Consider the following 21,917-nt stretch of genomic DNA (forward strand, 5'->3'; position numbering starts at 1 on the left):
CACCTTCTTTCGTGTATAATTTCGTGAATAAACCGTTGACAATTGAAAATACTATTGTTATAATCAAATTAACAAATAAGAAAACGGAGTGATCGTAATGAATATCGAATTTGACGTTAGACCATCCGCAATGCTAGGTAAATCTAAAATCGAAGGATACATCAACGAAGAAATTAAGTTCTCCGCGATGATTCCAGACGAAGGAAAGTGTGAGCATGGTGTATTCGGTACTAAACTTTCCGCTTTAGAAATCGAAGGCGTTTGTGACTACTGGGAACAAGATGGTTGGTTATCTGCTCCTAAACAAGAAGATTTAGCGCTTGTTAAGGAAGTTGTTAACTACCTTCTTAAGAACATTCGACAAATCGGCGTCAGATAATTTTCTTAAGTTTTTCAGGCAGGTCGTCATAACTATCGTACTTTGAAACCTCTTCGACGAAATCATAACGTTCCTTCACGCTCTGCCTTAACATTTTTTCGCTATTTAGTACCTTCGCGACTTTTCTGCTTAGTTGAACGTCCATCAGAATCCTCCTCCGTGACTTTCTCGTTGAATACGAAGCGATGTACGGTTTAGTACGACTAGGTATTCAAAACCTGTTACGTCAATCGCGTCATACCCTCTCATAGTTGCAAACCTTCCGAAGTCTTTTATTAACAGCGTCTCGGCCTCAATTGCTTCTCTAGCTTTCTTTGATGTTGACTTCGCCATTTTTTCCGCCAACATATCCTCGTAGTCCATCATCTCGCCAAGTAATATGTCATACTTGACTACCTTAGCGTCAGATTTTAAGGACATCCTCACAATATCGCCTTTCTTTCCAGCATACGATTGCGCCACTTTTTCAGCAGACTGTCCGTAAGCCGTATAAGTTCCATTTCCGTATGTTCCAAGACCTGCGAATAAGTCGCCATCTTTAAACTGTTCGGCAAACTTGGCGTTTGTGACTCCTCGGAAAATCTCACGTTCGCCGTTCTGAATAAACTTGTCGAGTTCCGCCTTGCTTACTACGTTCCCTTTTCCGTCAAATCCTTGTTCTCTCAGTAGCGTCTTCAGCGCCTTATCCTCTCCGCCATCATTCTGATTAAGTTTAACGTTAAGAATAGACGGGTCTTTGGCGACCTGATTGATTGCTTTCGATTTTCCTTGTTCGATCGGTTTAGCATTCACGGTTTTATTCGAAGAAGGTTTCGCCTTAGTTTCCGCGTTAATGTTGTCTTTCAATACATACGTAAACCAACTCGTGCAATTTACGTGAGGATTAAATACTTCGGGATCATCCGCTTTAAAAACGCCTTGCCCGAGTCCGTATTTATCCATCAGTTCCAACTGCGTACATCTATGCTCCGGACGATTCGCACGTCCGCGATGAATCTTAATCGCCTTCACTACCGGACTCTCTTGCGCAAAATAAGCCTCGCCGACACGTTGAGCCGTAGCCCCTTCCGTGACGACCAAGCGCCGAATCTTCCACGTTTCGTTGTCGTACACTCGTCGCACCGCCGCAATCATCGACGTTACATTTTCGCCTTTGATGATGCCCGACCGGAGCACTTTGTTGAGCGCATCCCGTTGGTCGCCCGCAAGGTTCCATACGCGATCACTCAGCACGAGCCCGTCGTCGCCGAACCGGTTGATAACATAGCGCAGTGTTCGTTCGTCGATACGGTCGAACGCTACGCCTGCAATAGCCGCTGAGCCGACTGCCTGCGATAAGCCTGCCGCCGCGCCTTGCGTTGCAAACTCCGAGCTCTCGCGCACGACTTGCTCCATCGCCACCATGCCCGTCTGCCTGACGCTTCGCTCAATCGATTCCAGGTCGCGCAGTAACGAATTGAGACGCTGACGTTTTATGATACCTTCGTCTGTTGCGTATTCTGCGAGTAGGTCGTTTAGTTCGAGGCGTACACGGCCGATTTCCTTGATTGCGAATTCCTGCTGCTTGGCGTTGAGCTTTCGGTAATCAGTAGCGAGGTTTGCGAGGATGCGGTCGAGGCGCTCCTGATTCGTCAAGGCCGGTCAATCCTTCGCATGACTTTGAAACTGCTTCCGCTCGACGCCTTAGTCTGTTCGTATTGGTTGCGCAGGTCAGCAGCAAGCTTGCGGTATTGTTCCGAGATCATCGACTTGTCGACTTGTTCCTCGCCGTCGGAATACGTGAAGTAGTGTGCGGTTGCGATTGCGATTTGATGGGCGCCTTGTGATTGCGCATATAACAGTAGGTAATTTGATACGTTGGACGGAACGTTGTCGGCGACTGAGTAGCCGTGCGATAACAACGCGTCCTCTGTCCAGTCCGTAGTGTCTTCGAGCGTGATGTTAGGCACGCCTTTGAACCGCTTGAGCAGTCGCTCGGACATTTCAGCTAATGTCGCCATTTACAACGCCCTCCTTATTTGTCGCTTTTCTTTTTCGCGGGTTCCTTCTTTTCCGCCTCAACCTTTTTCGCGTAGTTGATAGCGATTAGGTGCTTCGCCGATTTCTCGTCGACTTCGAGTTGTTCACCCTTTTGTTTGCCGTCGATGACAGCGTTAAGAACTTCGATTTTTACTTTCGCCATAGTTTGAACACCTCCGTTAAGTTAAAAATAAAAAGGCGCCACTAGGACGCCGAATGATTATGCAGTGTATACGTCAGCGTGGAAGATTAACGCCGGATTTTCAAGCGCGGGGAATCCTGCCGCTACTGCGCGAAGAATAGATTCGATAGGCTCGTTTTTGTCGTAAGCGTCAAGGTGGATTCCTGGTTGGAAGTTGTTTTCAACCGTTGGTCCAAGTAGGAAGTTACCTACGCCTTCGCTAAGCATTACAACGCGATTAGCCGGGAAGAATTCGATTACTTCGTCCGCACCAGTGTATACGTTTTTAACCGTCACTTTGCGATCAAGTACGATTTGGATTGGCGGTAAACCGAATCCGCTAAGAACTTCGTTTAGTTCCGCTTGGCTTACGCGAGTAGAACCAGCCGGACGTCCTGCTTCAGTTACGATTACTGAGTTGCGAAGAAGTTTCGCATTAGCTTCACGGCTCATAAGGATAACCGATGGAGCGCGGCCGTTAGATGCTTCGTACGTTTCAACGAAGTTCAATAAATCGCCGATTACATCACGGTCAGCAACGTCCCAGTCAGCTCCGCCAGATAGCGCTACTTTATGCTCGGCTGGAATACCGAAGTCAACTGAAACTTTGACACCGTTTTTATCATAAGCGAAAGCGCCTTTCGTAAGAGCTTCCATTTTGATTACGTCGATACGGCGTTGAATCGCTTGAACCAAGTCGACACCTTTAAGCGTTAACTTTTCGATCATTTGCGTCTTTTCGCCTTCGTTACGCGCTTGGTGAAGCATCAATAGCTCTTCTTCAGTTGCGATATATTTAAGACCCATCTTAGCGATAGAACCCATTTTGCTCGCTACAGCGTCACGGTCAACAACCGGTGGCTCTGACCCGTAACCGATCATCGCGCCGATGTAGCGATTTGTTTTAATAATATCGTAAGCGAAAGAGTTAGAATAAACGTTCATATTAGGTAAGAAACGGTCTGCAATGGATGGCACCGTGTCCTGTACTGTTTCATCTACTAATCCTCTTAATGCTGGCTTACTGAACTCTTCAAGGTGAAGTAATCCCGTCATAATTTTTTCCTCCTAAGAAATGTTTTTATTTTTATTTTTGAAACACGAAAAAACGAACTCTCGATATTCATCAACCGTAAGTCCGTTTAATTCAGCTAAATAAGAAACAACCCTCGCGAATGAGTCTGATGGAACATCGTTTCGACGTTTCACCCACTCAAAAGGGTTGTTTGCGTGTTTTGATATATTTAATTCTCCGTCTAAAGGAATCATGTTGCCGACACTCGTGCTACCTCCTGCAGCGACAGGTATAAAATGATCTAAATGTAGATTACCTTTCCGCCCAGTTAGCGCACATTCCGAACCGAACCTTCTGAAAATATCGGACTCTTGTTCTTTAGTGAGCGTGACTTCACTGCCTCTTAAACGATCTCTCCGAACTCTCCTGTGATGTTTAAAAATATTGATGTTCTCAGCGTAGTAAAGTTTCCTTTTTTCGCTAAGCTCTTCTTTATTTTCTCGGTAATACTCACGATGGTACTCAGAAAGACTGTCTTTGTTTCTTTTTAACCACTCAACACGTTTAGGCCTTAGTTTATGCTCGTTCTCTGAGCGATACTTTTGCTGATACGACTTCAGCGAATCTCGATTATCTTCACGGTATTTTTTATTGTACTCGCGTTGATAATCTGCGTATTCGATCGACTTGTCTTTTCGCCTCTTGTAAGTTGCATCGTTTTGGCATTTTTTACAAGAGCGTTGTTTCCCGTCTTTAGTCGTTTTCAAGTTGTAGAAATCGCCAAGTGACTTCGTTTCTCCGCACTTATTACATGCCTTCACGATAAGCAATCCTACACGTGTTTAACGAATCTAATGTTAGGTACTTTCGCCTTGAACTCGGTAGCTGCACCGATTAGTTTGGCGTCATAAACGGATCCGCGAACAATAACCTCGCCCACGATTGCATCGTAAGTAGTAGCGTCTGCATCCACGTTTAAGATTCCGAAATCGTCGTAATTAGCAACGTTAGCCGCTACGAATTTAACCCATTTGCCGTCAGCCGCCACACGAGCGATTGCTTGCCCGCATTGTAGAGCGCCTTCTCCGCCTTTAAGTGTTACGCCTGCTTCGACAAACTGTACGTGCTCAGACGCAAGAATGTTTTTACCGCCTTTGAAAGACGTTTGAGAAGTTTGTAAATTGTATGCCATTTCGATTTCCTCCTAGTTTTTATTAGCGCCGCTTAGCGACGAATTTTACCTGCTTCTTTTAATCGCTGATAAAGGCTTCGGCCGGTATCCGCCGCATCTTTCTGTTTCGGTTGTTGCTTAGGCGTGTTTCCAGCGCTTGGGTCAACTCCGTTCGACTTTGGCGGAATGTCGGCTTTCACTTCGTCAAGTGACGCCTTCAGCGAATCTTCATCGGTACCGTGTAAATATTTGCGTACGCGATCTAACTGCTCGCCCGTATAGCCGGCTTGAACGAGCAAGTCAGTTTTTACTTTTTCGATTGTTGCCGTTTGTGCTTCCGTCTTCAATCGCTCGAGTTCCGCTTGGGTTTGCTCGTATAGCGATTTGAATTCGTTCTGCTGCTCGAGCTTCTTGCGCTCGGCCTCTTCCTGTTGTTTCTGAAAGTCCGCTAGTTGGCGCTTTAACTCGTTCGCCTCGTCGACTTTCTGCTTGAATCGATCATACGGAATTTTGTTATCGGGTTTTTGCGTCTCCTCAGACGGCTGGGTTTCCGTATCTGCTGGTTCCGGCTGTGACTCCGGCTCCTCTTGCGAAAAATACTGTAGGTTTAACGGTAAAAATTTAGGCATTGCGTTTCCTCCAATTTAACGTCTACTCGACGAGATTTTGTTGCGGGTCTTGCGGTGATTCTTCGTTATACGGGTCTTGCGCAGCACGTTGTTCACGCGCCTCGTTCTCGATTTCCTTCTTCTTCGCCTGAGCGTTTTCGACGCCAAGACGATTCATTGCGCCAGCTTGCGATTCAAGCCCTGCGCCCATTTCAAGCGTTAGCAATTCGACCAACTCCTTGCGATTGTCCGGTAAAGGAAGTACGAATTTAATTTCGTTTCGGTAATCGTCGCCTATGCTTTTAACGACTTCTCGGTCGTATGCGAATACCGGACGATTCGTGCGTGCTTGAAGATAACGAATTGACTTTTCATGTAGCTCGGATAAGCGAGGCCCCCACGATAGCCAGTGTTCTTCCGTCTCTTGGATGATGTCGTGAAACAGTATGTGCAACGCCTCGCCGTTCAGTCCGCCGAAGTTAAGCTCTTGCGGAACGATTTGCGGTAGGCTGGTGATTTCGTGCAGGGCGCCTTTAACTCGCGCGTATTGATCCTTGAACGCTTCCTTCCAACGAAAGCCACCTTCGATTTTCTTTGCGTCAGGGGTCTGCCCGTCCTGCGTACCTCGCATTTCAATAACGGCACCAGGCGCAATGTCGATTTTCTCGGCCGTCCCATCCGGCGCATTAATCAGCGCAGTCATCGAGAACATTTCGAACTTCAGCGAGTCTATTGCGTCCTCATTCATGGCGTTAAGGATTCGCGTCTGCTCCTTCATGTCGTCGATTTCCGAGTTGGTGACGTCCTCGCCGCTAAGCTCATTAATCGGAAACAACACTACCGGAATGAAGTTGAGCCCCATCGGCTGACGCGGCGTGATTGTGCGAAGTAGCTCGAGCCCGTGATTGTAAACGGCTTCCTCGAGGTAACATTCGCCTTGCTCTAGCGAAAACGTCTGCTTCTGCAATACCTCTTCGCCGTCTTCCTCGAACGAGCGAACGAAATGAACCGCCTCAAGCTCCTCGAAGTCATCGTCGGAATAGACCGGAATGATTTCCGAGTCAGGGCGAAATACCCATCGCAACTTTCCGCTGTTTGGGTTGAACACGATCTTGGCGCCAACCCTTCCGGCGATTTGACGGTCACGTGCCGCCTGCAGTAGCTTTTCGCGCATCTTGTTTTCGTCCCATAGGCGATAAAGTAAGCGCTCATAGGATTCGGCGCGTTGATTCTCCTTCGCTTGCGCTGGCGACGGAGTGTAGTCGGGCTTAGCCGCCTCGAGTACGTCGTCGATTTGATGAGGCGCAACGCTTATGCCGTGCTTACCGCCCATCTGCCATCGGGCCTTGCGCTTAATGAACGCCTTGAAGTAGTTCGTGGCGTAGCGAGTAGGGTCGTAGTCGAGTCCGGCCGGTCGTGGTAGTTCGCTTGCCTTGACGAGTTGGCCCGTCGCAGGGTGACGATGCTGATTGCCGTGATAATAAGCGTAGTTTGTAAGTTGACGCTGAATTCTTGCGTGAGTCTCGTAGCCTAGCGCCTGCTGATACGGCGAAAAAAGTAATTCGTCCATGTCGGGCGCTGACATTAAATTGAAATCTGCCATTTAACCGCCTCCTTTCGTTTTTTAGCGTGTGCGTTTCGTGAGTGTTCGGATAACTACGTTGCCACTTTTCGCAGCAGATACTGCCATTTCCATACTATCGATCGTATCGTCATGCTCAGACTGCCCGTAGCGTTCGAATTGCTCGAGCAATAGCGAGTGACGACGGTTGAACCGAATCGTGCCGTTTTCTATCTCGGGCAACATCGCCTCAATCCGCATCTCCTTGCGCGAACGTTGATTAATCTTTTTCACGCGAGTAAAGGACGGATAGCCTGCCGCCGATAATTCGTTAATGAGCGTATCTACGAAGAATTCCTGCGCAGCTTGGCTTTCGGCCGCCACTACGTCCGGTTCGTATTTCAGCACCTTGTCGACGATTACCTTAATAAATCCGTCAGGCTTGATGCGCTCACCGTACGAGTCGACCACGTAAATCGCTCCGCTTTCCTTGTGCTTGGCGATAACAGTAATCGCAGAATAATCTCCGCGTTGCTTGCCCATTGCAAAATCGACGCCCATTGTAATCGTGAACTGCGAGTGCGGGAAGTCGGCGATAGAATCGTCGTAATACGTGAATGTTTCCGGATTGAAAATCATCGACTCTTCGTCGATCGGATTGTTCATATACTCCGTGTTGAACGCTTTCGCCGAGTTATCCCATTTCCACATCATCAGCTTGAGCAACGGCTGAACTTCCGGCCATAACACGCGCGAGCCCTTCAGCATTTCCGCCTTGTTCGCTTCGTAGAAAGCAAGCGCATCGTCGCGCCGGTTTTTGTTTTCGCGTTCTATATAGATGGTCCGCATTTCTTCCCACAGGTCAGCGCGCTCAGGGAAATCGATAATCGCCCGATAAACACGCGACTCAAAGTCGGACCGTTCGTAGAGCACTTTCATCAGGAGCGCCGAATGATGCACGGTCGTCCCCATGTATACGAAAGCCGTCCGCAACCCCTTCGGATCCCCTAACGGCATTACCGTCTGAGAGAACCAATCGCGAAGCTTAGAGCGTTGTTCTGGCGTCGAAGCATTACCGCCTGGTCTTGCGTCTTCTAAATCGTCCAGGACCAGTAAATCCGGACGTGAGCCATTCCAGTTTCTGCCTCGTAGCGCTTGCCCTGTCGAAGCCGCCTCAACTAGCGTCAGTTGTTTGCGTCTGTCTCCGTCTGGATTCCACGCGATAAAGGCGTCGGATTTGTCGGTGATGTTCGACTGATCCTTCGGCGATAATAACGGGCCAAAGTCAGCGCGAAGCTTGGCGTTGTATTTGAGCTGATTCCGAATCCATTCCATGTTGGCGGTTGATACGCTCGGCGTTTCTGATATAATAATGATATAACGGCGCCGGCGATAAACGACCTCATGCATCGGAAAAGCTTTCGATAGATAGGTCGACTTGGCGTGGGAACGAGGCGCTGCGACTGCTACCTTGGCGTTCGTGTCGACGTTGCTGACCCGGTTAATGATGTCGCTGATTTCCGTGTGGAATTCGGGCGCTTGGCTGACGTCGGCAATGTCGAAGCCTTCCCAGTTGCCGTCGTTGTCGGGATTTCTAACGCCGAAGTATTCGATGGCGAATTCGAGCAGGTTGCCCTCGCAGCGATCAATCCGCGATAGGCGCTCGAGCTCTACTGCTTTTTCGTAGTAGTCCGTCTGCACGTCGCCTGGCATGGCGTCAAATGAGCCGTGCGTGGCGTCTAGCAGGTCGAGATATTCCGTGTATGTGTCGATGAGTTGCTTGCGTTCGGCTGATTCGAGCCAACGTCCGTCTAGCCATGCGATAAGGCAGCGCCCTCCTTCCGTAAAATTTGTATGTAACGCAAAGAGCCCACCGTTAGGCATTCGGTAGGCTTGCGTTTAAATTATTCGATGTATCCGTTATAAAGCATTACGCGAATATCAGTCGGGCTAACTACCGTAACCACTAAATCGCCCCGATCATAATTATTCGGATGCGCTGAATATTCGGCTAATACATTTGCGACTTCATTCGGTGATACAGTACGTTTATCAAGAATAGTTTCGAAGTCCATGCGAAGATTTTCATCGTATGCTTGTGTGAGCGTTAAGGTAACGATAGGTAACGCCTCCTTTATTCAACTAAAGTCAAAGTGAAATTTTTATATCCGGACTTAAAATTCGCCTGGTGCGCAGAATTTGTCGAAAGGTACCCCGGGGGGTGTAAATTGTAGTTAATTGTGCGAAAATTGTATACAATTAAGAATATTCGTCGATACCCCTTCGTATATGAATTCCGACCCTCAATAAACGTTGATTTAACGCCAATGTATAAAATTACGTATATGCGATAGTAAGCGACCATACACAACGCAGTCATACCAACGGTTCGAGGACGCCCTAGTTTACGTAATGTTTATTATAGTACGTTGACTACGTATATTCATGCGATGGTATACAGTGGGCTGCGGCAAAGCGATCGAGGGGTCACGCGTCGGAGGGTCGTGGCTGGTAAAACGCAACCTACACTACCGACAATTACCGTACGCATTCCGTGTTCCTTCTATAATATGCGTTAATCGGTACCTCTCGCTTTCCTCATACGTTCTATTTCCGCCTTCATAGCGTCTACATCCGTACCACCTGCGTTCTTATTTTCGACCTCTACTTTATCCGTCAGCATACCGTGTGCTTGTAGCAACGTACGGAACATGGCCGCATTACCATCGTTGATAATATGTTCTGATATAGATGCCATTACTTCCGGCAGAGTATCGAGTGTATTACGCATTACCTGGCGCTTAATCTCGTCATTAAACGCTTCATCCTTACGCCATTCCTGTAACGTTGATCTAGCGATTCCTACCTTTTCAGCAACCTCTTCGTATGTGAGTCCGGCTCGTTTCGGTTGGGATAATAGCGCGACTGCTGCGTACTGCTTTTCGCTTAACCTTTTAGTCATTTATTTCACCATCCTTTACTACTTTAAAGTACTAAGTGTGACCTTATTCGTACAAAATCGCCAAAAGTGTGACCTTATTCGTACAACCAAAAACAAGGTTCAGCCTTACTCCCCCAACGGTTTCAGCGTTTTTAGGGGTGAAATTATTTCTTAGTCTTTGTGACCAAAGCCTGTTTCGTACTAACGTACTCAACCATTTGCGATAAATATATAAATAAATATAATAAAGGCGCCAAAGCCGTTAGGCGAAGGCGCAATGTTTTGGATTTCCTTATCGTTTCTTCTTAACGTTAAACATCGCCTGCAACGTATTATCAGGCGCAACACTCCTGCGATAAAACACGCTAGGATTAAACGTATACCTCTCCGGCTCACTACCGACCTTGATTCTCGCCACTACGTATTCTCCATCGAATTTCATATTCGGCAACCTACGTCCCAATGTCGCAGGCTCTACTCCGATTGCATCTGCCAGCTCCTTCCGACTGAACCATCGGATCATGCTCGGATTCGCTTCGAATGGATTGGCGCAAAGTGCGTTCGTGTCGTAATGCACAAACGGCAGCATGCGATAAATCAAACCGATGTCAGCGGCCTTCACTTCGCGATATACGCGCTTTATCTTCGCCGTGTACGTTTTGACTACGTAGGTGTCGTCGAAGGCTCCCTTGAAGTGGTAGCGCTCATTTACTGCGAATGTACCGTCGCTGTGTTCCCGAATAATGTCGTGTTCGACGCATGCACGAAAGAAATCGTAGAATGTTTGGCGCTTACGGTCGAGCTGCAACGTGTGCATCATGTCGCGCTTACTCATCGGCGTCTTGTCGACGTTAACCAGCGTACCGCCTTCGTACCCTACGCTACATTGTAGACGCATCAGATAACCGCACTGAGCCGTTGTCAGTACGTCGTATACTTCGTGTAGGTTACGCATGTTTGTGGCGGTAAAGTCAGCCGATCGACCTTCCTTGAGATTGCGGAAAGCTGCGTCCTGGTTGCGATGCCGTAACGTATAGTCAGGCGAATGGTCTTCGCCAGTTTCGATATTGACTACTCGTAAACTACCCATTTCATTCCTCCCGTTTTGATATTGCGGAAGGTTGGCCGGAGCATACCCGACTCGTTCGTTTACCTTCGTAAATAATAAAAGCCGGCGATTAGACCGGCAGTAAAAATTCCCTCTCTCACCCTATACGTGTACAAAACGGCATTTTAGGGCATTATTTCCTTATAATTTCCCGTAGTAATAGTTGATTTTCGCCCGAATACGTCCCATTTCGGATTCTATCGCATCTAATCGCTCAACTCCGCGCAAGTCCTCCCCTAACCTTAGTAGCGCTAAGTAGTCCTCGTCATAACATTCGTAGTCATCTTCACTCTCCTCGTCGTAATCGCGGTTAAAGTTTTCGATAATCTCATCCGATTCTTCTACAAGTTCAAACTGGCGCGCTTCCAATCGGTCGATTTTTTCTTTAATATCCGCCACGATTTCGTTTTCTTTCCGATAAACTTTGTCGACATTATATTTCGGGTTTAAGCGATCAATCATATAAGTTTCGTAGATTTCACGATCGTATTCCTCTCGGAGCGTGTAAAGGTCGGCGGTATAAATATGCTGCGAGAATAGTTTGCTTCGCCCGTACCCTCGCAGATGCTCCGATAGCCTCTTCTTAAATCGCCTAGTTTTACCGACGTAAAGCACGTTATTAAATCTGTCCTTAAATACGTATACGCCTCCGAAATTCTCCCTAATGCCCTCGAAATTATTTACGGCCACTGTTTCCGTCTTATGAGGAGGTTCGATTTTTATCACCGTCAAATCCCCCTTACCTTGAACATTTTTCGCCTATCCTGGCGGTATTCTACTCCGTACTTATCTTCTTCATCTCTCGTAGCAACCTTCTGAGAACCTAATACGTCGCCAGGCGGATACACTTCCTCAACGTACGTAACCCTGCGATCAGACCACTTCATCTGACTCTCCGATAGGCACGTGTATTCGGGCTTACCGTCGTCTACATCAACTACTTCGACATACCCTTCGCTAAACTGGCGCAACATCTCCCTCGCTTTTAATTCGTCTGTTGCAAAGCGCTTGGCGATTGCGACGATGGCCGCATCGTTCGGTACGCTTATTTCCTCTCCGTTGCCGATTTGATTTACCCACGCCATAAGTTCGTCAGTTTCTTCGTAATTCACATACGGATCACCTTTCGAAAATACCGTGTGATTATTTACAAATTCCGCCAGTCGTTTTATTCCTCCTCGTATATGTCGTTTTACGCCGCTCTCATCTATATTGAGAACGGCTTCACACTCGCGTAATTTTAAGTTTGCGAAGTAATATAACGCTATACACTGCCGTTGCTTAGGCGTTAATACATCGTTGCTGTTTAGCCCGCGCGTTATGTCAGCGAGGATAGTAGCAGCATCGTAATCTCCGTTTAAGAACGTCGCAGTATCCAGGCGATAGAAATCTTTTAGTACTGCCAGTACTCCTTTAGGTTCGTACGGGTATTTCTCGCTATATTGACGTTCGTTCTTACCCATATCTCGCTTAGACGCGCCCATTCTTCTCCGCCTCCTCGTACGATTTAATTTCGATTTTCTTTCGCTGGCTCAAGCCTTTGCGACCGAATATCAGCCACGAAGCCAATTCGTCTAACTCCCGAGGATCCGGACGCTCACCTGTTGCCGCAGTGTAAGCGTCTGTCACCTCCTGGACTAGCGTGTTTTTAACTGATGCGTCCTCGATATCCTGCCTAACGATTCGAATGACTGCGTTCTTGAATTCCGTTTTATAGTCCGTCATTTTGCCTCCCCTTTCCGAAATGCGTGGTCCCTGTGCGATAGCACGTCGACGAGTAGCTGCTTGACGCCTGATGCGGTTGAGAGTGCGTAAGCGCCGTCGAATTGGCGCTCCGTTGCGTGTAGATCTCGTTTACTTGTTCCCATCGGATTCCTCCTTCTGCTTTTCGTACCGCCTCTGCTGACGACGTTCTAATCGCCTTAAACGAACGACCTCTTTCCGTAACTCAGTGAGCTCTTCGTGATCCGACGCCATAATCTCGTATAAGTCCTGATACAACTCGCGATGTAAATCAAACGCGATATAGAACTTTCCGTCAATCTCCCTAACGTCCTCCATTAAGCCTCACCGCCGATCATCGGCAACAGACGACTGCCTATCGCGTCTATTACGTTTACAGTGACCGCGTTTCCGGCTTGTTTATAGAGTTGCGAGTTACTAACGCCATTTGCCGATAGCGTTTCGTAAGCTGAGTCCGGAAATCCTTGAAGGCGGAAACATTCCAGCGGGGTGAGTTTACGGATATGATAGTGAGGAGCGCTAGTTATCCGAAGACCTTCTCCTTTGTTCGTGGTAATAGTCGGTGATAAGCCGGCTTCAATATCAAAAACCTTCCCATTCATTCCGTTGCCAGACGGGTTAGTGTTTCCGACAGACTTTACGAACGACTCTCGTGAATCCAAGATTCCGTGGCGATCCTGTGTGTTAAGGGTGAAAGCCGGCTCGTCGTTTTCTTTAAATCTTCGCCCTTGCTGGCGTTTTTCTTCGCGATCAGGCGTTAAAGTAGCTCGTATTTGATCCTCGGCGAGTGGGTCGTTATTCACTCGTAATTGAGTCACTAACTTCGCCGTCTTCTCCTCGCTCAAGTAGTACCGCTCATCCACCACGGGCTCCAACACGTCTCTCAAGCGCGTCGTCACCTCTGTCTGTTCCGGCCAGTTAAAGTTGAATGTCTTCACGCCAGGCAAATCCGCAATTCTGCGTTTACCTTTCGCCACTACGTTCGTACCTTCAATCGCCCGTTTAGCCGGCTTAACCAAATCGTCACGCATCGCAATGATGAAGATCCGTTCGCGATTCTGAGGAACGCCGAAGTATTTCGAGTTGAGTACGTTGAAGTCGACCGTATAGCCGATGTCGTTAAGCGTCGTGACGATCGTATCGAGCGTTTTACCTTTATCGTGTCCGACGAGTCCTTTCACGTTTTCGAGCAGGAGCGCCTTCGGACGTTTGACCTTCGCCAATCTCGCAATCTCGAAGAACAACGTCCCGCGAGTATCCGAGAAGCCTAACCGCTTGCCTGCGACTGAGAACGCCTGGCAAGGGAATCCGCCCACCAGTACGTCATGATTCGGCACATCTTCCGCCTCGACCTTCGTAATATCACCAACCGTCTTGTGTCCGTAAAGCAGCTCGTAGGATTGATTCGCAAATTTATCAATTTCAGAAGCCATAACGCAAGTGCCTCCGAGTTTGTTTAGCGCCTGTTCGAATCCGCCTATTCCGGAAAACAGGGATACGTATGTGAACGGCTTGCCTTCAAATGGGATTTCGTTTACCTCGTTAATATTCGTCGTCATTACATCGCTTCCTTCCGTTTTGTTTTCGTTATTAATTTCGACTACCATCTTAGGTTCTTTGTAATCGTTTGCCTGCAGCGTAGGACAAACCTCAAAGTATGTTCTGAAAGCATCCTTCGGTTTCGTATCCAAAATAAATTGCATATCTCGCCCTCTTTTCGGTTTACTTTTCGCTTGTCTTGCGTATAATAGAAATAAATACCGCTAACTTTTACGTTAGCTTGAAACGGAGTGTGTCGTCTTATGTCGCAAAACATCGATCCCAACAAAATTTCGCTCACCCCGCTCACGTCCGAAGACCTCGGCGGCCGTCGTGGCGTCAAAGCGGTCACGCTCGACAAGCAAGGCCGTCTCAGCCTCTCGTCAGCCCTCCGCCTCGAGCTCGGCATTGCCGGCCGCCCAGCGCACATTTTCGTCAGCATCGACTTGGCTCAGCGCGTGATCGGTATCGTGAAACATGACGCCGTGACAAGCGTTGTGAATGCCGCGCAAGTGAAGGTCGACAAGCGAGGCTATACGTCGGGCAAGGCGCTGCTCGATAAGTTTGGGCTGTCGCAGAAGTCGGGCCCGTATAAGTTTGATTACGTTGGCAAGCTCGACTCGGCTGGCGCTGATTGGCATGCGTTTCGCCTCCGCTCTGCTTCGGCTCAATAGGGCGGATGGTCATACGACTGAACGTAGTTATAAGTTGTGGCGATAGGGAGCCGACGTTTAAGCCGATTCTCTACCGCCATTCTTTGCGATTACTTACCGATTCTCTTTTTAAATTCGCTCATCGCGTCGATTATGAACGAATAGTCTCCGCCTGCATAAAGACTAGCGATACGGTAACTTACTTCGACCATCTCTCCGCCATTCCACAAGCGTTCTAAATTATCGACAAACTCGATTACTTCAACGTTTTCTCCCATTCCGCAATCCCTCCTTTTCTCCGTGCGTCAGACGATTGCCTATTTCGCTGACTTTCGCAATTCCACCAACGTCAACAGCGCATAACCTGCCAAGTCTGCGACTGTATCTTCGAGCGATTCAGCCACCTGCGCATCTTCTCCGCCGATCAACGTTTCCAGCCTCCGCATTTTATCGTCCATGCGAATCATGCCGGACATTACTCCGTACTTTGCGAACTGCTTCAAGAAACTGTCGCCGTAGTCGTGATTCTTACGGATGAGTAAGTCGCGTACTTCGTTGCAGATTGATTCGATACGTTGCGCTTGAGTGTCTGATGGTGATTCGCTGACTATTTCACAATCACGTTTATCGACTAAATAACCCGTATCTGAGCCGTTATGCAAAACTCGGTAATCAGTATTTTCTCTTTCGCCTGTTACTTCGAATTCCTCACCGATATGATCTGCGCACCAATAACTTCTCAGCTCCGCCTTAATAACACGTATCCTTTTCGCCATCCTACAATTCCCTCCGTTCTTCTTCCGTTAAATCTCGACCGTTCATTCCACCGGCAATCTTCACGAACAACTCATGCGCCTGCTGATACGGCTGCGTGCGTTCGTTAATGTCGGCAACCTTTTTCGCCAAATCAACGACTTCTTCCTGCGTTGCCCACGGTGCCGGCGAATGTTTGAAGTTCTCGAATTCTTGCGCCCATGTCTCAACGTTGCGTGCTACGGTGCTTATCGCCTGCTCATTGGCGGAGGCTAGGCGGTCGATGCGGTCAGTTAAAATATCGTCAACGGCGTCTAAACGCTCGCCTAACGCCTGATGTTCGCCTTCGAGTAGCGTGAGTCGGCGGGCTAAATTGGCGATAAGGTCTATCACCTGGCGCGAATTGTTGCGGACGTCGGCTTCGGTAAGAGTGAGCGTTTCTTCATCGACGATTGGCTCGAGGACTACGTACTCACTTTCGAATAACCAACCGAATCTTGACGAACCTCTCCGCGTTTGCCCTTTATTTCCGGACTCTACCTTTTCAATTTCCGTCACATCACCGACTGAATAAACGTGGGAACCTAACTCCGTAATCAACACCTTCTCACCTACGCTTGCTTTCCGGTTGACCTTGCGAAACAAAGTTCCGTTTATCGAAGTGACGCCTTCGTGGACTAGCGTTGAATTTTCGTTTGTCATATTAAATCGCCACCTTTCCTTTAATCGCCGGATGCGGATCGTAGCCGATAATTTCGAAGTCGTCGAAGGTAAAATCGTCTATGTCGGTCACTTGGCGTTTGATATTGAGCGTTGGTAACGGGCGAGGCTCACGTTGTAACTGCGTGTTTACCTGCTCGATGTGATTCGTATAAATGTGTGCGTCGCCAATCGTATGCACGAATTCGCCGACCTCTAAGCCGGTCACATGTGCGATCATGTGCGTCAGGAGCGAGTAGCTGGCGATATTAAACGGAACACCGAGGAATACGTCGCCCGAGCGTTGATACAGTTGGCACGATAGCTTTCCGTTTGCTACGTAAAATTGAAACGCGAAGTGGCAAGGCGGTAAAGCCATTTCGTCGAGCTCTCCGACATTCCAGGCGTTGACTAGCAAGCGTCTGCTGTCCGGATTGTTGCGAATATGATCGATTACGTTGGCGATTTGGTCTATTGAGTGTACTGCGTGATCGTCCTCGTATCGCCAGTCTCTCCACTGCGCAGAGTAGATACGTCCTAAGTCTCCGTCCTTGTCAGCCCATTCGTTCCAAATTCGCACGCCATTGTCCGTCAGGTATTTCGTGTTAGTATCGCCACTAAGGAACCACAGAAGCTCATGCGCCACGCTCGGCCAGTGAATGCGCTTAGTTGTTAATAGCGGAAACCCTTTCGCCAAGTCGAATCGCATCTGATAGCCGAATGTGCTTAGCGTGCCTGTTCCGGTACGGTCGCCTTTCTCGACGCCATTTGCGAGTATGTGTCGAACTAATTCGAGGTATTGTGCGTCAGCCATTATTCGTCCTCCTTGCGATTAATACTCGCCTCTTCGCTGAACCCTTCCGGATACCGCTTGCGGAGTTTATCGATATTAGCAACCGCAATTTCTTCGAGCGATAAGCCGGCAGCCCTAGCCGATTGCGATACGTACCACAAGATGTCGCCAAGCTCCTTCTTCTTTTCCGTAAGCTGATCGGCGTGTCCGTGAAAATACTGCTTCTTAATCATGTCGGCATATTCGCCCGCTTCTCCGGTAAGTCCTAGCGCATAGTTAACTTCCTCATTTGCGTGTGTGTTTGCAGTGCGTGCGCTGAGCGCCTGGTATTCGTTTAGTTTCATTCCGTTTCCTCCTCTGCTAATGCTTCGATTAAATCTGTAATTAAATCACTATGCGATAACCCTTTCGTGGACATATAACGCTCAATTTCGATCATTAAGTCTAACGGTTCCATTTACGTATCTCCTTCCGATAATTAATCAACGAATATCACCGACTCAACCGCCGGCATCCTTTCGATTAAATCTTCCAGCGCATGCTCCACGCTGTCCTCCGCCTTCTCTCGCGCCTTAACGTTAACCTTCACGTCAGCGACCGCCTGCTTCCTCGCCTGACCATATAGTGATTGTAGTTCCGATTCGCTCAAGTCCTTGCGCATCAGCCCGACGTCCTTCTTGATGGCCGCCTTGTCAAACGGAAGGTCGACGGCGATAATGTGCGGATCAGGGAAGCGAACAACAACGGTATTTCCTTTGACGGTGATGTCGACGTCCTTTGTGCTGACGCCAAGCTTGAACGTGCCATCGAGCGTGAGCTCATACGTTTTGTCGCCGAACCACTTGTCGTCTTGCAGGCGGACGGTTTTCGAGATGTCGCCGGTTAGCCCCACGATTTCTGGTGTTTCTGACAGGGCGCTGATGATGGCGCGTTTGTCGACGAGCTCTTTCGCCTGGACCGGTGCGAGTTTCGTGGTGGCTTCGGGTGATGCAGGCGATTGGTAGAACGTTAGGACGCCGGCGGTGATGGCTACGCCTAGGGTGAACGTTAAGGCAGTGCGCTTGAGCGTTCGGGTGCGTTCCGTGCGTTTTCGTCTGTTCATTGCGTTGTTCCTCCTTTCGGCTGGTGTTGCGGTGTATCATCGAAGTGTTCACTACTTCAAAGTAGACAGAAGTTCTATAATTTGCTCTGCGTATTCACCTCTGGTGTAGACCATTAATTGACCTGTTTCGTCATTCTTTAGCCACACATATCCTTTTTTACTGTGTTCTTTAGCGTATTCGTGAAAATATTCATCACACTTTTCTAACGCTTCGTTAGCAACTTCTATCATTTTTTCATTCATTTTATCAGCCAATTTCTTCTGCCTCCTTATGTCACTACATGTGTCGACTATTCGCTAACATTACCTCGCGCTTCTAACTCCGCAAATTCTTCCGGCATTTCGTTATTTCGCAGAATCTCCTCGACAATCTCGACAACCGGATGGCGATGTGTTTCCGTCAGGTTAATATGATCGAAGTGCTCGAACGCTTCCTTCTCGTATAGTCCGGCGAGTAGGTTATATAACCCGTTCGTCTTCGTGCTCCGCAGCCTCGGCGCATCAATCTGCGAAAAGTTGCCCATGAATACGAATTTAGCCGTCTTGCCTGGGCGAGTGGCGAGCGCTGCAAACGTGCCGATGTCGACGTTTTGAATCTCATCGAATATCGCATACGTATAATTGAGCGAGCGTCCGCGAATCATCTGAATCGGATCGAAGAATACCTTGCGCTTATCCTCGTCGCCTTCGGTCAGGTATCGCTTGATTTCGTTTGCCTTGTCGCTCATTACTTCGAGGTTATCCATGAACGGTGCGATGAACGGATAAGTCTTTTCGTCCAGATTACCAGGCAGAGCCCCGACGTCCATGCCGACCTGCGTTTGTAGTCGCGTGTAGATGAGCTTGCGGTAGAGTTGGCGTTCGATTGTTCGCTCGAGGCCGACCGCTTGTGCTACGAGAGTTTTCCCGCTGCCTGCCGGTCCGGTTAAGAACGTGAATGGCTTGTCGTTGAGTAGCGCCTGCATTGCCGCTTTTTGTTCGGCGTTCTTTGCGGTGATTCCGAAAAATGCCATCGACTTGCACCTCCGTTAATTTAGCTATAAGTTTGCGGAAGCCCCGCGCCGACGTTTCCGCCAGGAGGGCCTCCGCTGTTCCTACTCGATAATATGCAGTTGCGAGTGTTTCCGCACAAATTCGTTGCGATTTATTTTAAAGCCCGCATTTTAACTGAGCGCCGCAGTTATTACACGTCGTACATCCGCCCGCATCGATCACTTCGCCTTTGCGACAAACCGGACACGTATCGCCGACTTCATTGCCGACTTTAACATCCGTCGCTCTCACGTCATTAATCGTATCGACCAGCACGACTTTCGCCGGTGTTTCCTCATCGCTCGAATCAAACGTATTGTCTTCGGCTGTCAGCGATAGCACTTGAGCGTCACGGCTTCCGTCAACATACACGGTGCCTCCTTTAGCTCCTCCGCGATAAAGCCTTTCGTACACTGCCTCGACCTGCTCGACCGAATAGCCGCGCGGAGCATTGACGGTTTTGCTGAGCGAAGAGTCAATCCAACGCTGAATAATGCACTGGACGTCGACGTGCGCTTCCGGCGATAAGGCCATCGTGCTTACGAAATAGTCCGGCAGGTTATTCGGATCAGCGTCCGGATGTTCGGCGAGATATTCCTGCACGATGTCGGCGTTTACTTCCATGAATTTGCCGAGGCGTCCGCTGCGGTAGTATTTAAACGAGAAGTACGGTTCGAGGCCGGTCGCTACTCCGACCATTGAGCCAGTGGACCCCGTCGGCGCTACCGTGAGCAGATGCGAGTTGCGAATGCCGTGTTTTAGCACGCCTTGGCGAATATCTTCCGGCATCTTGCGCATGTAACCCGAATTGATGTAGCGCTCGTGTCCGTCTTCTAGCGATTCAAGGAACGGGAACGGCCCTTTCTCTTTCGCCAATTCGACTGACTTACGGTAGGCACTTGTCGCCATGACCTCGAATACATGGTCGACGAGCTGATTGCCGCTTTCGCTTCCGTATTCCTCTTCGCAATAAATCAGCAGGTCGGCGAGCCCCATAACGCCCATGCCAAGGCGTCGTTCGCCAAGCGCTTGCTTCGTGTTTTCTTCCATAAAGTACGGCGTTGCGGTGATTACGTTATCCATCAGGCGCACGCCCACTTCGACCGTACGTTTGAGGCGATCATAATCGACTTCCCATTTGCCGGCTGCGTTGCGCTTTTTCATGTTGGCGAGGTTGACTGCAGCCAAGTTACATACGGAATATGGCGCTAATGGCTGTTCTCCACACGGATTTGTTGCCACTACTTTCTGTCCGTAACTCACGGCGTTAGTCGCATCGTTCGCATTGTCGATAAAGAAAATGCCGGGCTCGGCGGAATAAGTAGCGCAAAGGTTGATGAGGTTCCATAGCTCCTTCGCCTTGATCGTGCGATAAGTCTTGACGGCAAATCCTAGCGCTTCCCACTCACGCACATCACCATATTCGTGCCAGCTATCGTCATAGAGCGCTTTGTCATATTCGCTGTAATTGTCGGTGTCAGGGAATCGCAGTTCGTAGTCAGCGTCAGCCTCGACCGCCTCCATGAATTCGCGAGTGATTGCGACTGAGATGTTGGCACCGGTTAGGAATTCCGGATTGTTGACGGAATAGCGCCCGCCGTCTGCGAGTAATCGCAAAGCCTCTTTCCGCACCGGAGTCTCTTCGTGATGTTCATCTTGAATAAATTCGTATATTTTACGTTCAACCTCGCTCAACGGCTCGAACTTCAGCTTATCCTTCGCCAATCTACGAATCTCATCATCCTTCGTCGTTTCGATAATCTTTCGCAGGATTCTCGGATTCTGCATTTTCGAAATGATAAACTCGATAACGTCCGGATGCCAGTCAGCGAGCATAATCATCTGAGCTCCGCGTCTGCTACCGCCTTGCTCGACCAAGTGCGTCAGTTTGGCGATGTCATCAAGCCACGAAACTGCTCCGGAGGATTTGCCGTTGACGCCTTTCGCTAGAGCGTTCTTAGGGCGCAGCGATGATCCATTCGTTCCTACGCCCCCTCCTCTTGACATGATCTCCATTACTTTCGCACGATGGTCGGCAATCCCCTCGCGGCTGTCTTGCGGATATGGCATGACGTAGCAGTTGAAATAGGTAACGTCAGTGTCCGAACCTGCTCCGTAAATCACGCGCCCGCCTGGCACGAAGTCAAGCGAAACTAGCACCTCGTAGAAATCATCGAACGCTTGCTTGCGGGCCTCTTCGTCCGTCTCAACCGCAGCCAGACCTTTAGCATTCCTTTTCGCGATTTGTTCGTAGTAGATTTCGAGAGGTTTGTCGACAACATCGATCGGGCGAGTCACGACGCCTGTTGCTATTTCATCCGCGTCTTCTAGCACGCCGACGAATGATTCGTCAAGCTTGACCGTTGCCGTGCGGTTGGCCCAGTCGAGCGACACTAATTCGCCATAGCCTCTCGCCGGAAACTTCGGATCCGTCTTGACCGTCAGCACAACAAAATCGCCAGGCTTGAGCGTCTTCTTTTCCGTGTCCTTGAACGTATATCGGTCGAGCATAATTAATCGCGATACTCCGGAGAACGATTTATTCATGTCGTCCGTGACCGGGAATACCTGCGGAAATTCTTTAATGTCTTCGTTAAGTTGCTTTACGTTAATCGTCAAT

Annotated in this window: 28 protein-coding genes and 1 pseudogene; 2 read left to right on the forward strand and 27 right to left on the reverse strand. The window is 48.9% G+C overall.

What is annotated here, in order from left to right:
* Positions 1 to 97 precede the first annotated feature (97 nt).
* A complete protein-coding gene (locus KYJ26_RS16690; protein WP_219168496.1) occupies positions 98 to 379 on the forward strand; it encodes a hypothetical protein in 282 nt (93 codons plus the stop codon).
* Here the strand turns inward: KYJ26_RS16690 and KYJ26_RS16695 are convergent.
* From KYJ26_RS16695 to dcm, 18 genes and pseudogenes are all read right to left on the reverse strand, one after another.
* The gene (locus KYJ26_RS16695; protein ID WP_219168497.1) at positions 372 to 524 is read right to left on the reverse strand and encodes a hypothetical protein; all 153 of its coding nucleotides are present in this window, start codon (positions 522 to 524) and stop codon (positions 372 to 374) included. The two genes, KYJ26_RS16690 and KYJ26_RS16695, sit on opposite strands and share 8 nt — an antisense overlap.
* Positions 524 to 2,014 (reverse strand): hypothetical protein, encoded by a 1,491-nt coding sequence (locus tag KYJ26_RS16700; protein WP_219168498.1) that lies wholly within the window; start codon positions 2,012 to 2,014, stop codon positions 524 to 526. Before KYJ26_RS16700 ends, KYJ26_RS16695 begins: the two co-directional genes overlap by 1 nt.
* On the reverse strand, positions 2,011 to 2,379 hold the full coding sequence (locus KYJ26_RS16705; protein WP_219168499.1) for a hypothetical protein: 369 nt from the start codon (positions 2,377 to 2,379) through the stop codon (positions 2,011 to 2,013). Before KYJ26_RS16705 ends, KYJ26_RS16700 begins: the two co-directional genes overlap by 4 nt.
* Positions 2,380 to 2,393: 14 nt before the next feature.
* A complete protein-coding gene (locus KYJ26_RS16710; protein ID WP_219168500.1) occupies positions 2,394 to 2,561 on the reverse strand; it encodes a hypothetical protein in 168 nt (55 codons plus the stop codon).
* Positions 2,562 to 2,618: 57 nt separating this feature from the next.
* The gene (locus tag KYJ26_RS16715) at positions 2,619 to 3,635 is read right to left on the reverse strand and encodes a major capsid protein (protein ID WP_219168501.1); all 1,017 of its coding nucleotides are present in this window, start codon (positions 3,633 to 3,635) and stop codon (positions 2,619 to 2,621) included.
* 12 nt (positions 3,636 to 3,647) lie between these two features.
* Positions 3,648 to 4,415 carry an HNH endonuclease gene (locus KYJ26_RS16720; RefSeq protein ID WP_219168502.1) on the reverse strand — a complete coding sequence of 256 codons (768 nt, stop codon included), beginning with the start codon at positions 4,413 to 4,415 and terminating at the stop codon, positions 3,648 to 3,650.
* An 11-nt stretch (positions 4,416 to 4,426) separates the two neighbouring features.
* Complete coding sequence (locus KYJ26_RS16725; protein WP_219168503.1) at positions 4,427 to 4,786, reverse strand: hypothetical protein; 360 nt, start codon at positions 4,784 to 4,786, stop codon at positions 4,427 to 4,429.
* A gap of 32 nt (positions 4,787 to 4,818) precedes the next feature.
* A complete protein-coding gene (locus tag KYJ26_RS16730) occupies positions 4,819 to 5,394 on the reverse strand; it encodes a hypothetical protein (RefSeq protein WP_219168504.1) in 576 nt (191 codons plus the stop codon).
* Between the two features lie 22 nt (positions 5,395 to 5,416).
* Entirely contained in the window at positions 5,417 to 6,976 is a 1,560-nt protein-coding gene (locus tag KYJ26_RS16735; protein WP_219168505.1) for a phage portal protein, read from the reverse strand.
* A 21-nt stretch (positions 6,977 to 6,997) separates the two neighbouring features.
* Complete coding sequence (gene terL, locus KYJ26_RS16740) at positions 6,998 to 8,818, reverse strand: phage terminase large subunit (protein ID WP_219168506.1); 1,821 nt, start codon at positions 8,816 to 8,818, stop codon at positions 6,998 to 7,000.
* 691 nt (positions 8,819 to 9,509) lie between these two features.
* Positions 9,510 to 9,896, reverse strand: coding sequence for a phBC6A51 family helix-turn-helix protein (locus KYJ26_RS16745; RefSeq protein ID WP_219168507.1), 387 nt, complete (start codon positions 9,894 to 9,896; stop codon positions 9,510 to 9,512).
* 271 nt (positions 9,897 to 10,167) lie between these two features.
* Positions 10,168 to 10,692 (reverse strand): hypothetical protein, encoded by a 525-nt coding sequence (locus KYJ26_RS16750; protein ID WP_257475090.1) that lies wholly within the window; start codon positions 10,690 to 10,692, stop codon positions 10,168 to 10,170.
* 432 nt (positions 10,693 to 11,124) lie between these two features.
* Complete coding sequence (locus KYJ26_RS16755; RefSeq protein WP_219168509.1) at positions 11,125 to 11,709, reverse strand: GIY-YIG nuclease family protein; 585 nt, start codon at positions 11,707 to 11,709, stop codon at positions 11,125 to 11,127.
* Positions 11,710 to 11,711: 2 nt separating this feature from the next.
* Positions 11,712 to 12,095 carry a hypothetical protein gene (locus tag KYJ26_RS24040; protein WP_257475092.1) on the reverse strand — a complete coding sequence of 128 codons (384 nt, stop codon included), beginning with the start codon at positions 12,093 to 12,095 and terminating at the stop codon, positions 11,712 to 11,714.
* A gap of 60 nt (positions 12,096 to 12,155) precedes the next feature.
* Positions 12,156 to 12,467: pseudogene (locus KYJ26_RS24390) on the reverse strand (sigma factor-like helix-turn-helix DNA-binding protein); the annotation flags it as partial.
* Positions 12,454 to 12,708, reverse strand: a complete 255-nt coding sequence (locus tag KYJ26_RS16765) for a hypothetical protein (RefSeq protein WP_219168511.1) — start codon at positions 12,706 to 12,708, stop codon at positions 12,454 to 12,456. The gene KYJ26_RS16765 and the pseudogene KYJ26_RS24390, both read right to left, overlap by 14 nt.
* 129 nt (positions 12,709 to 12,837) lie before the next feature.
* A complete protein-coding gene (locus KYJ26_RS16770; protein WP_219168512.1) occupies positions 12,838 to 13,044 on the reverse strand; it encodes a hypothetical protein in 207 nt (68 codons plus the stop codon).
* Positions 13,044 to 14,285 (reverse strand): DNA (cytosine-5-)-methyltransferase, encoded by a 1,242-nt coding sequence (gene dcm, locus KYJ26_RS16775; RefSeq protein ID WP_219168626.1) that lies wholly within the window; start codon positions 14,283 to 14,285, stop codon positions 13,044 to 13,046. Before dcm ends, KYJ26_RS16770 begins: the two co-directional genes overlap by 1 nt.
* 243 nt (positions 14,286 to 14,528) lie before the next feature.
* On the opposite strand from dcm, the gene KYJ26_RS16780 reads away from it, so the two are divergent.
* Entirely contained in the window at positions 14,529 to 14,939 is a 411-nt protein-coding gene (locus KYJ26_RS16780) for a hypothetical protein (RefSeq protein WP_219168513.1), read from the forward strand.
* Positions 14,940 to 15,028: 89 nt separating this feature from the next.
* On the opposite strand, the gene KYJ26_RS16785 is transcribed toward KYJ26_RS16780, so the two are convergent.
* The 9 genes from KYJ26_RS16785 to KYJ26_RS16825 form a co-directional block, all read right to left on the reverse strand.
* Positions 15,029 to 15,196: a hypothetical protein gene (locus tag KYJ26_RS16785; RefSeq protein ID WP_219168514.1), complete on the reverse strand. Its 168-nt coding sequence runs from the start codon at positions 15,194 to 15,196 to the stop codon at positions 15,029 to 15,031.
* 39 nt (positions 15,197 to 15,235) lie between these two features.
* Positions 15,236 to 15,694, reverse strand: coding sequence for a nucleotide modification associated domain-containing protein (locus KYJ26_RS16790; RefSeq protein ID WP_219168515.1), 459 nt, complete (start codon positions 15,692 to 15,694; stop codon positions 15,236 to 15,238).
* A gap of 1 nt (position 15,695) precedes the next feature.
* Positions 15,696 to 16,373: a hypothetical protein gene (locus KYJ26_RS16795; protein WP_219168516.1), complete on the reverse strand. Its 678-nt coding sequence runs from the start codon at positions 16,371 to 16,373 to the stop codon at positions 15,696 to 15,698.
* Position 16,374: 1 nt separating this feature from the next.
* On the reverse strand, positions 16,375 to 17,184 hold the full coding sequence (locus KYJ26_RS16800; RefSeq protein WP_219168517.1) for a thymidylate synthase: 810 nt from the start codon (positions 17,182 to 17,184) through the stop codon (positions 16,375 to 16,377).
* Positions 17,184 to 17,507 carry a nucleoside triphosphate pyrophosphohydrolase family protein gene (locus tag KYJ26_RS16805; RefSeq protein WP_219168518.1) on the reverse strand — a complete coding sequence of 108 codons (324 nt, stop codon included), beginning with the start codon at positions 17,505 to 17,507 and terminating at the stop codon, positions 17,184 to 17,186. Before KYJ26_RS16805 ends, KYJ26_RS16800 begins: the two co-directional genes overlap by 1 nt.
* A gap of 134 nt (positions 17,508 to 17,641) precedes the next feature.
* A complete protein-coding gene (locus tag KYJ26_RS16810; RefSeq protein ID WP_219168519.1) occupies positions 17,642 to 18,265 on the reverse strand; it encodes a DUF4230 domain-containing protein in 624 nt (207 codons plus the stop codon).
* 51 nt (positions 18,266 to 18,316) lie between these two features.
* A complete protein-coding gene (locus KYJ26_RS16815; RefSeq protein ID WP_219168520.1) occupies positions 18,317 to 18,520 on the reverse strand; it encodes a hypothetical protein in 204 nt (67 codons plus the stop codon).
* Positions 18,521 to 18,555: 35 nt separating this feature from the next.
* Entirely contained in the window at positions 18,556 to 19,278 is a 723-nt protein-coding gene (locus KYJ26_RS16820; RefSeq protein ID WP_219168521.1) for a PhoH family protein, read from the reverse strand.
* Positions 19,279 to 19,414: 136 nt separating this feature from the next.
* Complete coding sequence (locus KYJ26_RS16825) at positions 19,415 to 21,916, reverse strand: vitamin B12-dependent ribonucleotide reductase (protein WP_257475093.1); 2,502 nt, start codon at positions 21,914 to 21,916, stop codon at positions 19,415 to 19,417.
* Position 21,917: the final 1 nt, after the last annotated feature.

It is taken from the genome of Rossellomorea orangium (genome assembly GCF_019334305.1).
GTDB lineage: Bacteria > Bacillota > Bacilli > Bacillales > Bacillaceae_B > Rossellomorea.

Coding starts and splice junctions, on each gene's coding strand:
- KYJ26_RS16690 (WP_219168496.1), top strand. CDS start 98: ATGAATATCGAATTTGACGTTAGACCATCCGCAATGCTAGGTAAATCT.
- KYJ26_RS16695 (WP_219168497.1), bottom strand. CDS start 524: ATGGACGTTCAACTAAGCAGAAAAGTCGCGAAGGTACTAAATAGCGAA.
- KYJ26_RS16705 (WP_219168499.1), bottom strand. CDS start 2,379: ATGGCGACATTAGCTGAAATGTCCGAGCGACTGCTCAAGCGGTTCAAA.
- KYJ26_RS16710 (WP_219168500.1), bottom strand. CDS start 2,561: ATGGCGAAAGTAAAAATCGAAGTTCTTAACGCTGTCATCGACGGCAAA.
- KYJ26_RS16715 (WP_219168501.1), bottom strand. CDS start 3,635: ATGACGGGATTACTTCACCTTGAAGAGTTCAGTAAGCCAGCATTAAGA.
- KYJ26_RS16725 (WP_219168503.1), bottom strand. CDS start 4,786: ATGGCATACAATTTACAAACTTCTCAAACGTCTTTCAAAGGCGGTAAA.
- KYJ26_RS16730 (WP_219168504.1), bottom strand. CDS start 5,394: ATGCCTAAATTTTTACCGTTAAACCTACAGTATTTTTCGCAAGAGGAG.
- KYJ26_RS16735 (WP_219168505.1), bottom strand. CDS start 6,976: ATGGCAGATTTCAATTTAATGTCAGCGCCCGACATGGACGAATTACTT.
- terL (WP_219168506.1), bottom strand. CDS start 8,818: ATGCCTAACGGTGGGCTCTTTGCGTTACATACAAATTTTACGGAAGGA.
- KYJ26_RS16745 (WP_219168507.1), bottom strand. CDS start 9,896: ATGACTAAAAGGTTAAGCGAAAAGCAGTACGCAGCAGTCGCGCTATTA.
- KYJ26_RS16750 (WP_257475090.1), bottom strand. CDS start 10,692: ATGCACACGTTGCAGCTCGACCGTAAGCGCCAAACATTCTACGATTTC.
- KYJ26_RS16765 (WP_219168511.1), bottom strand. CDS start 12,708: ATGACGGACTATAAAACGGAATTCAAGAACGCAGTCATTCGAATCGTT.
- KYJ26_RS16770 (WP_219168512.1), bottom strand. CDS start 13,044: ATGGAGGACGTTAGGGAGATTGACGGAAAGTTCTATATCGCGTTTGAT.
- dcm (WP_219168626.1), bottom strand. CDS start 14,285: ATGACGACGAATATTAACGAGGTAAACGAAATCCCATTTGAAGGCAAG.
- KYJ26_RS16780 (WP_219168513.1), top strand. CDS start 14,529: ATGTCGCAAAACATCGATCCCAACAAAATTTCGCTCACCCCGCTCACG.
- KYJ26_RS16785 (WP_219168514.1), bottom strand. CDS start 15,196: ATGGGAGAAAACGTTGAAGTAATCGAGTTTGTCGATAATTTAGAACGC.
- KYJ26_RS16790 (WP_219168515.1), bottom strand. CDS start 15,694: ATGGCGAAAAGGATACGTGTTATTAAGGCGGAGCTGAGAAGTTATTGG.
- KYJ26_RS16795 (WP_219168516.1), bottom strand. CDS start 16,373: ATGACAAACGAAAATTCAACGCTAGTCCACGAAGGCGTCACTTCGATA.
- KYJ26_RS16800 (WP_219168517.1), bottom strand. CDS start 17,184: ATGGCTGACGCACAATACCTCGAATTAGTTCGACACATACTCGCAAAT.
- KYJ26_RS16805 (WP_219168518.1), bottom strand. CDS start 17,507: ATGAAACTAAACGAATACCAGGCGCTCAGCGCACGCACTGCAAACACA.
- KYJ26_RS16810 (WP_219168519.1), bottom strand. CDS start 18,265: ATGAACAGACGAAAACGCACGGAACGCACCCGAACGCTCAAGCGCACT.
- KYJ26_RS16820 (WP_219168521.1), bottom strand. CDS start 19,278: ATGGCATTTTTCGGAATCACCGCAAAGAACGCCGAACAAAAAGCGGCA.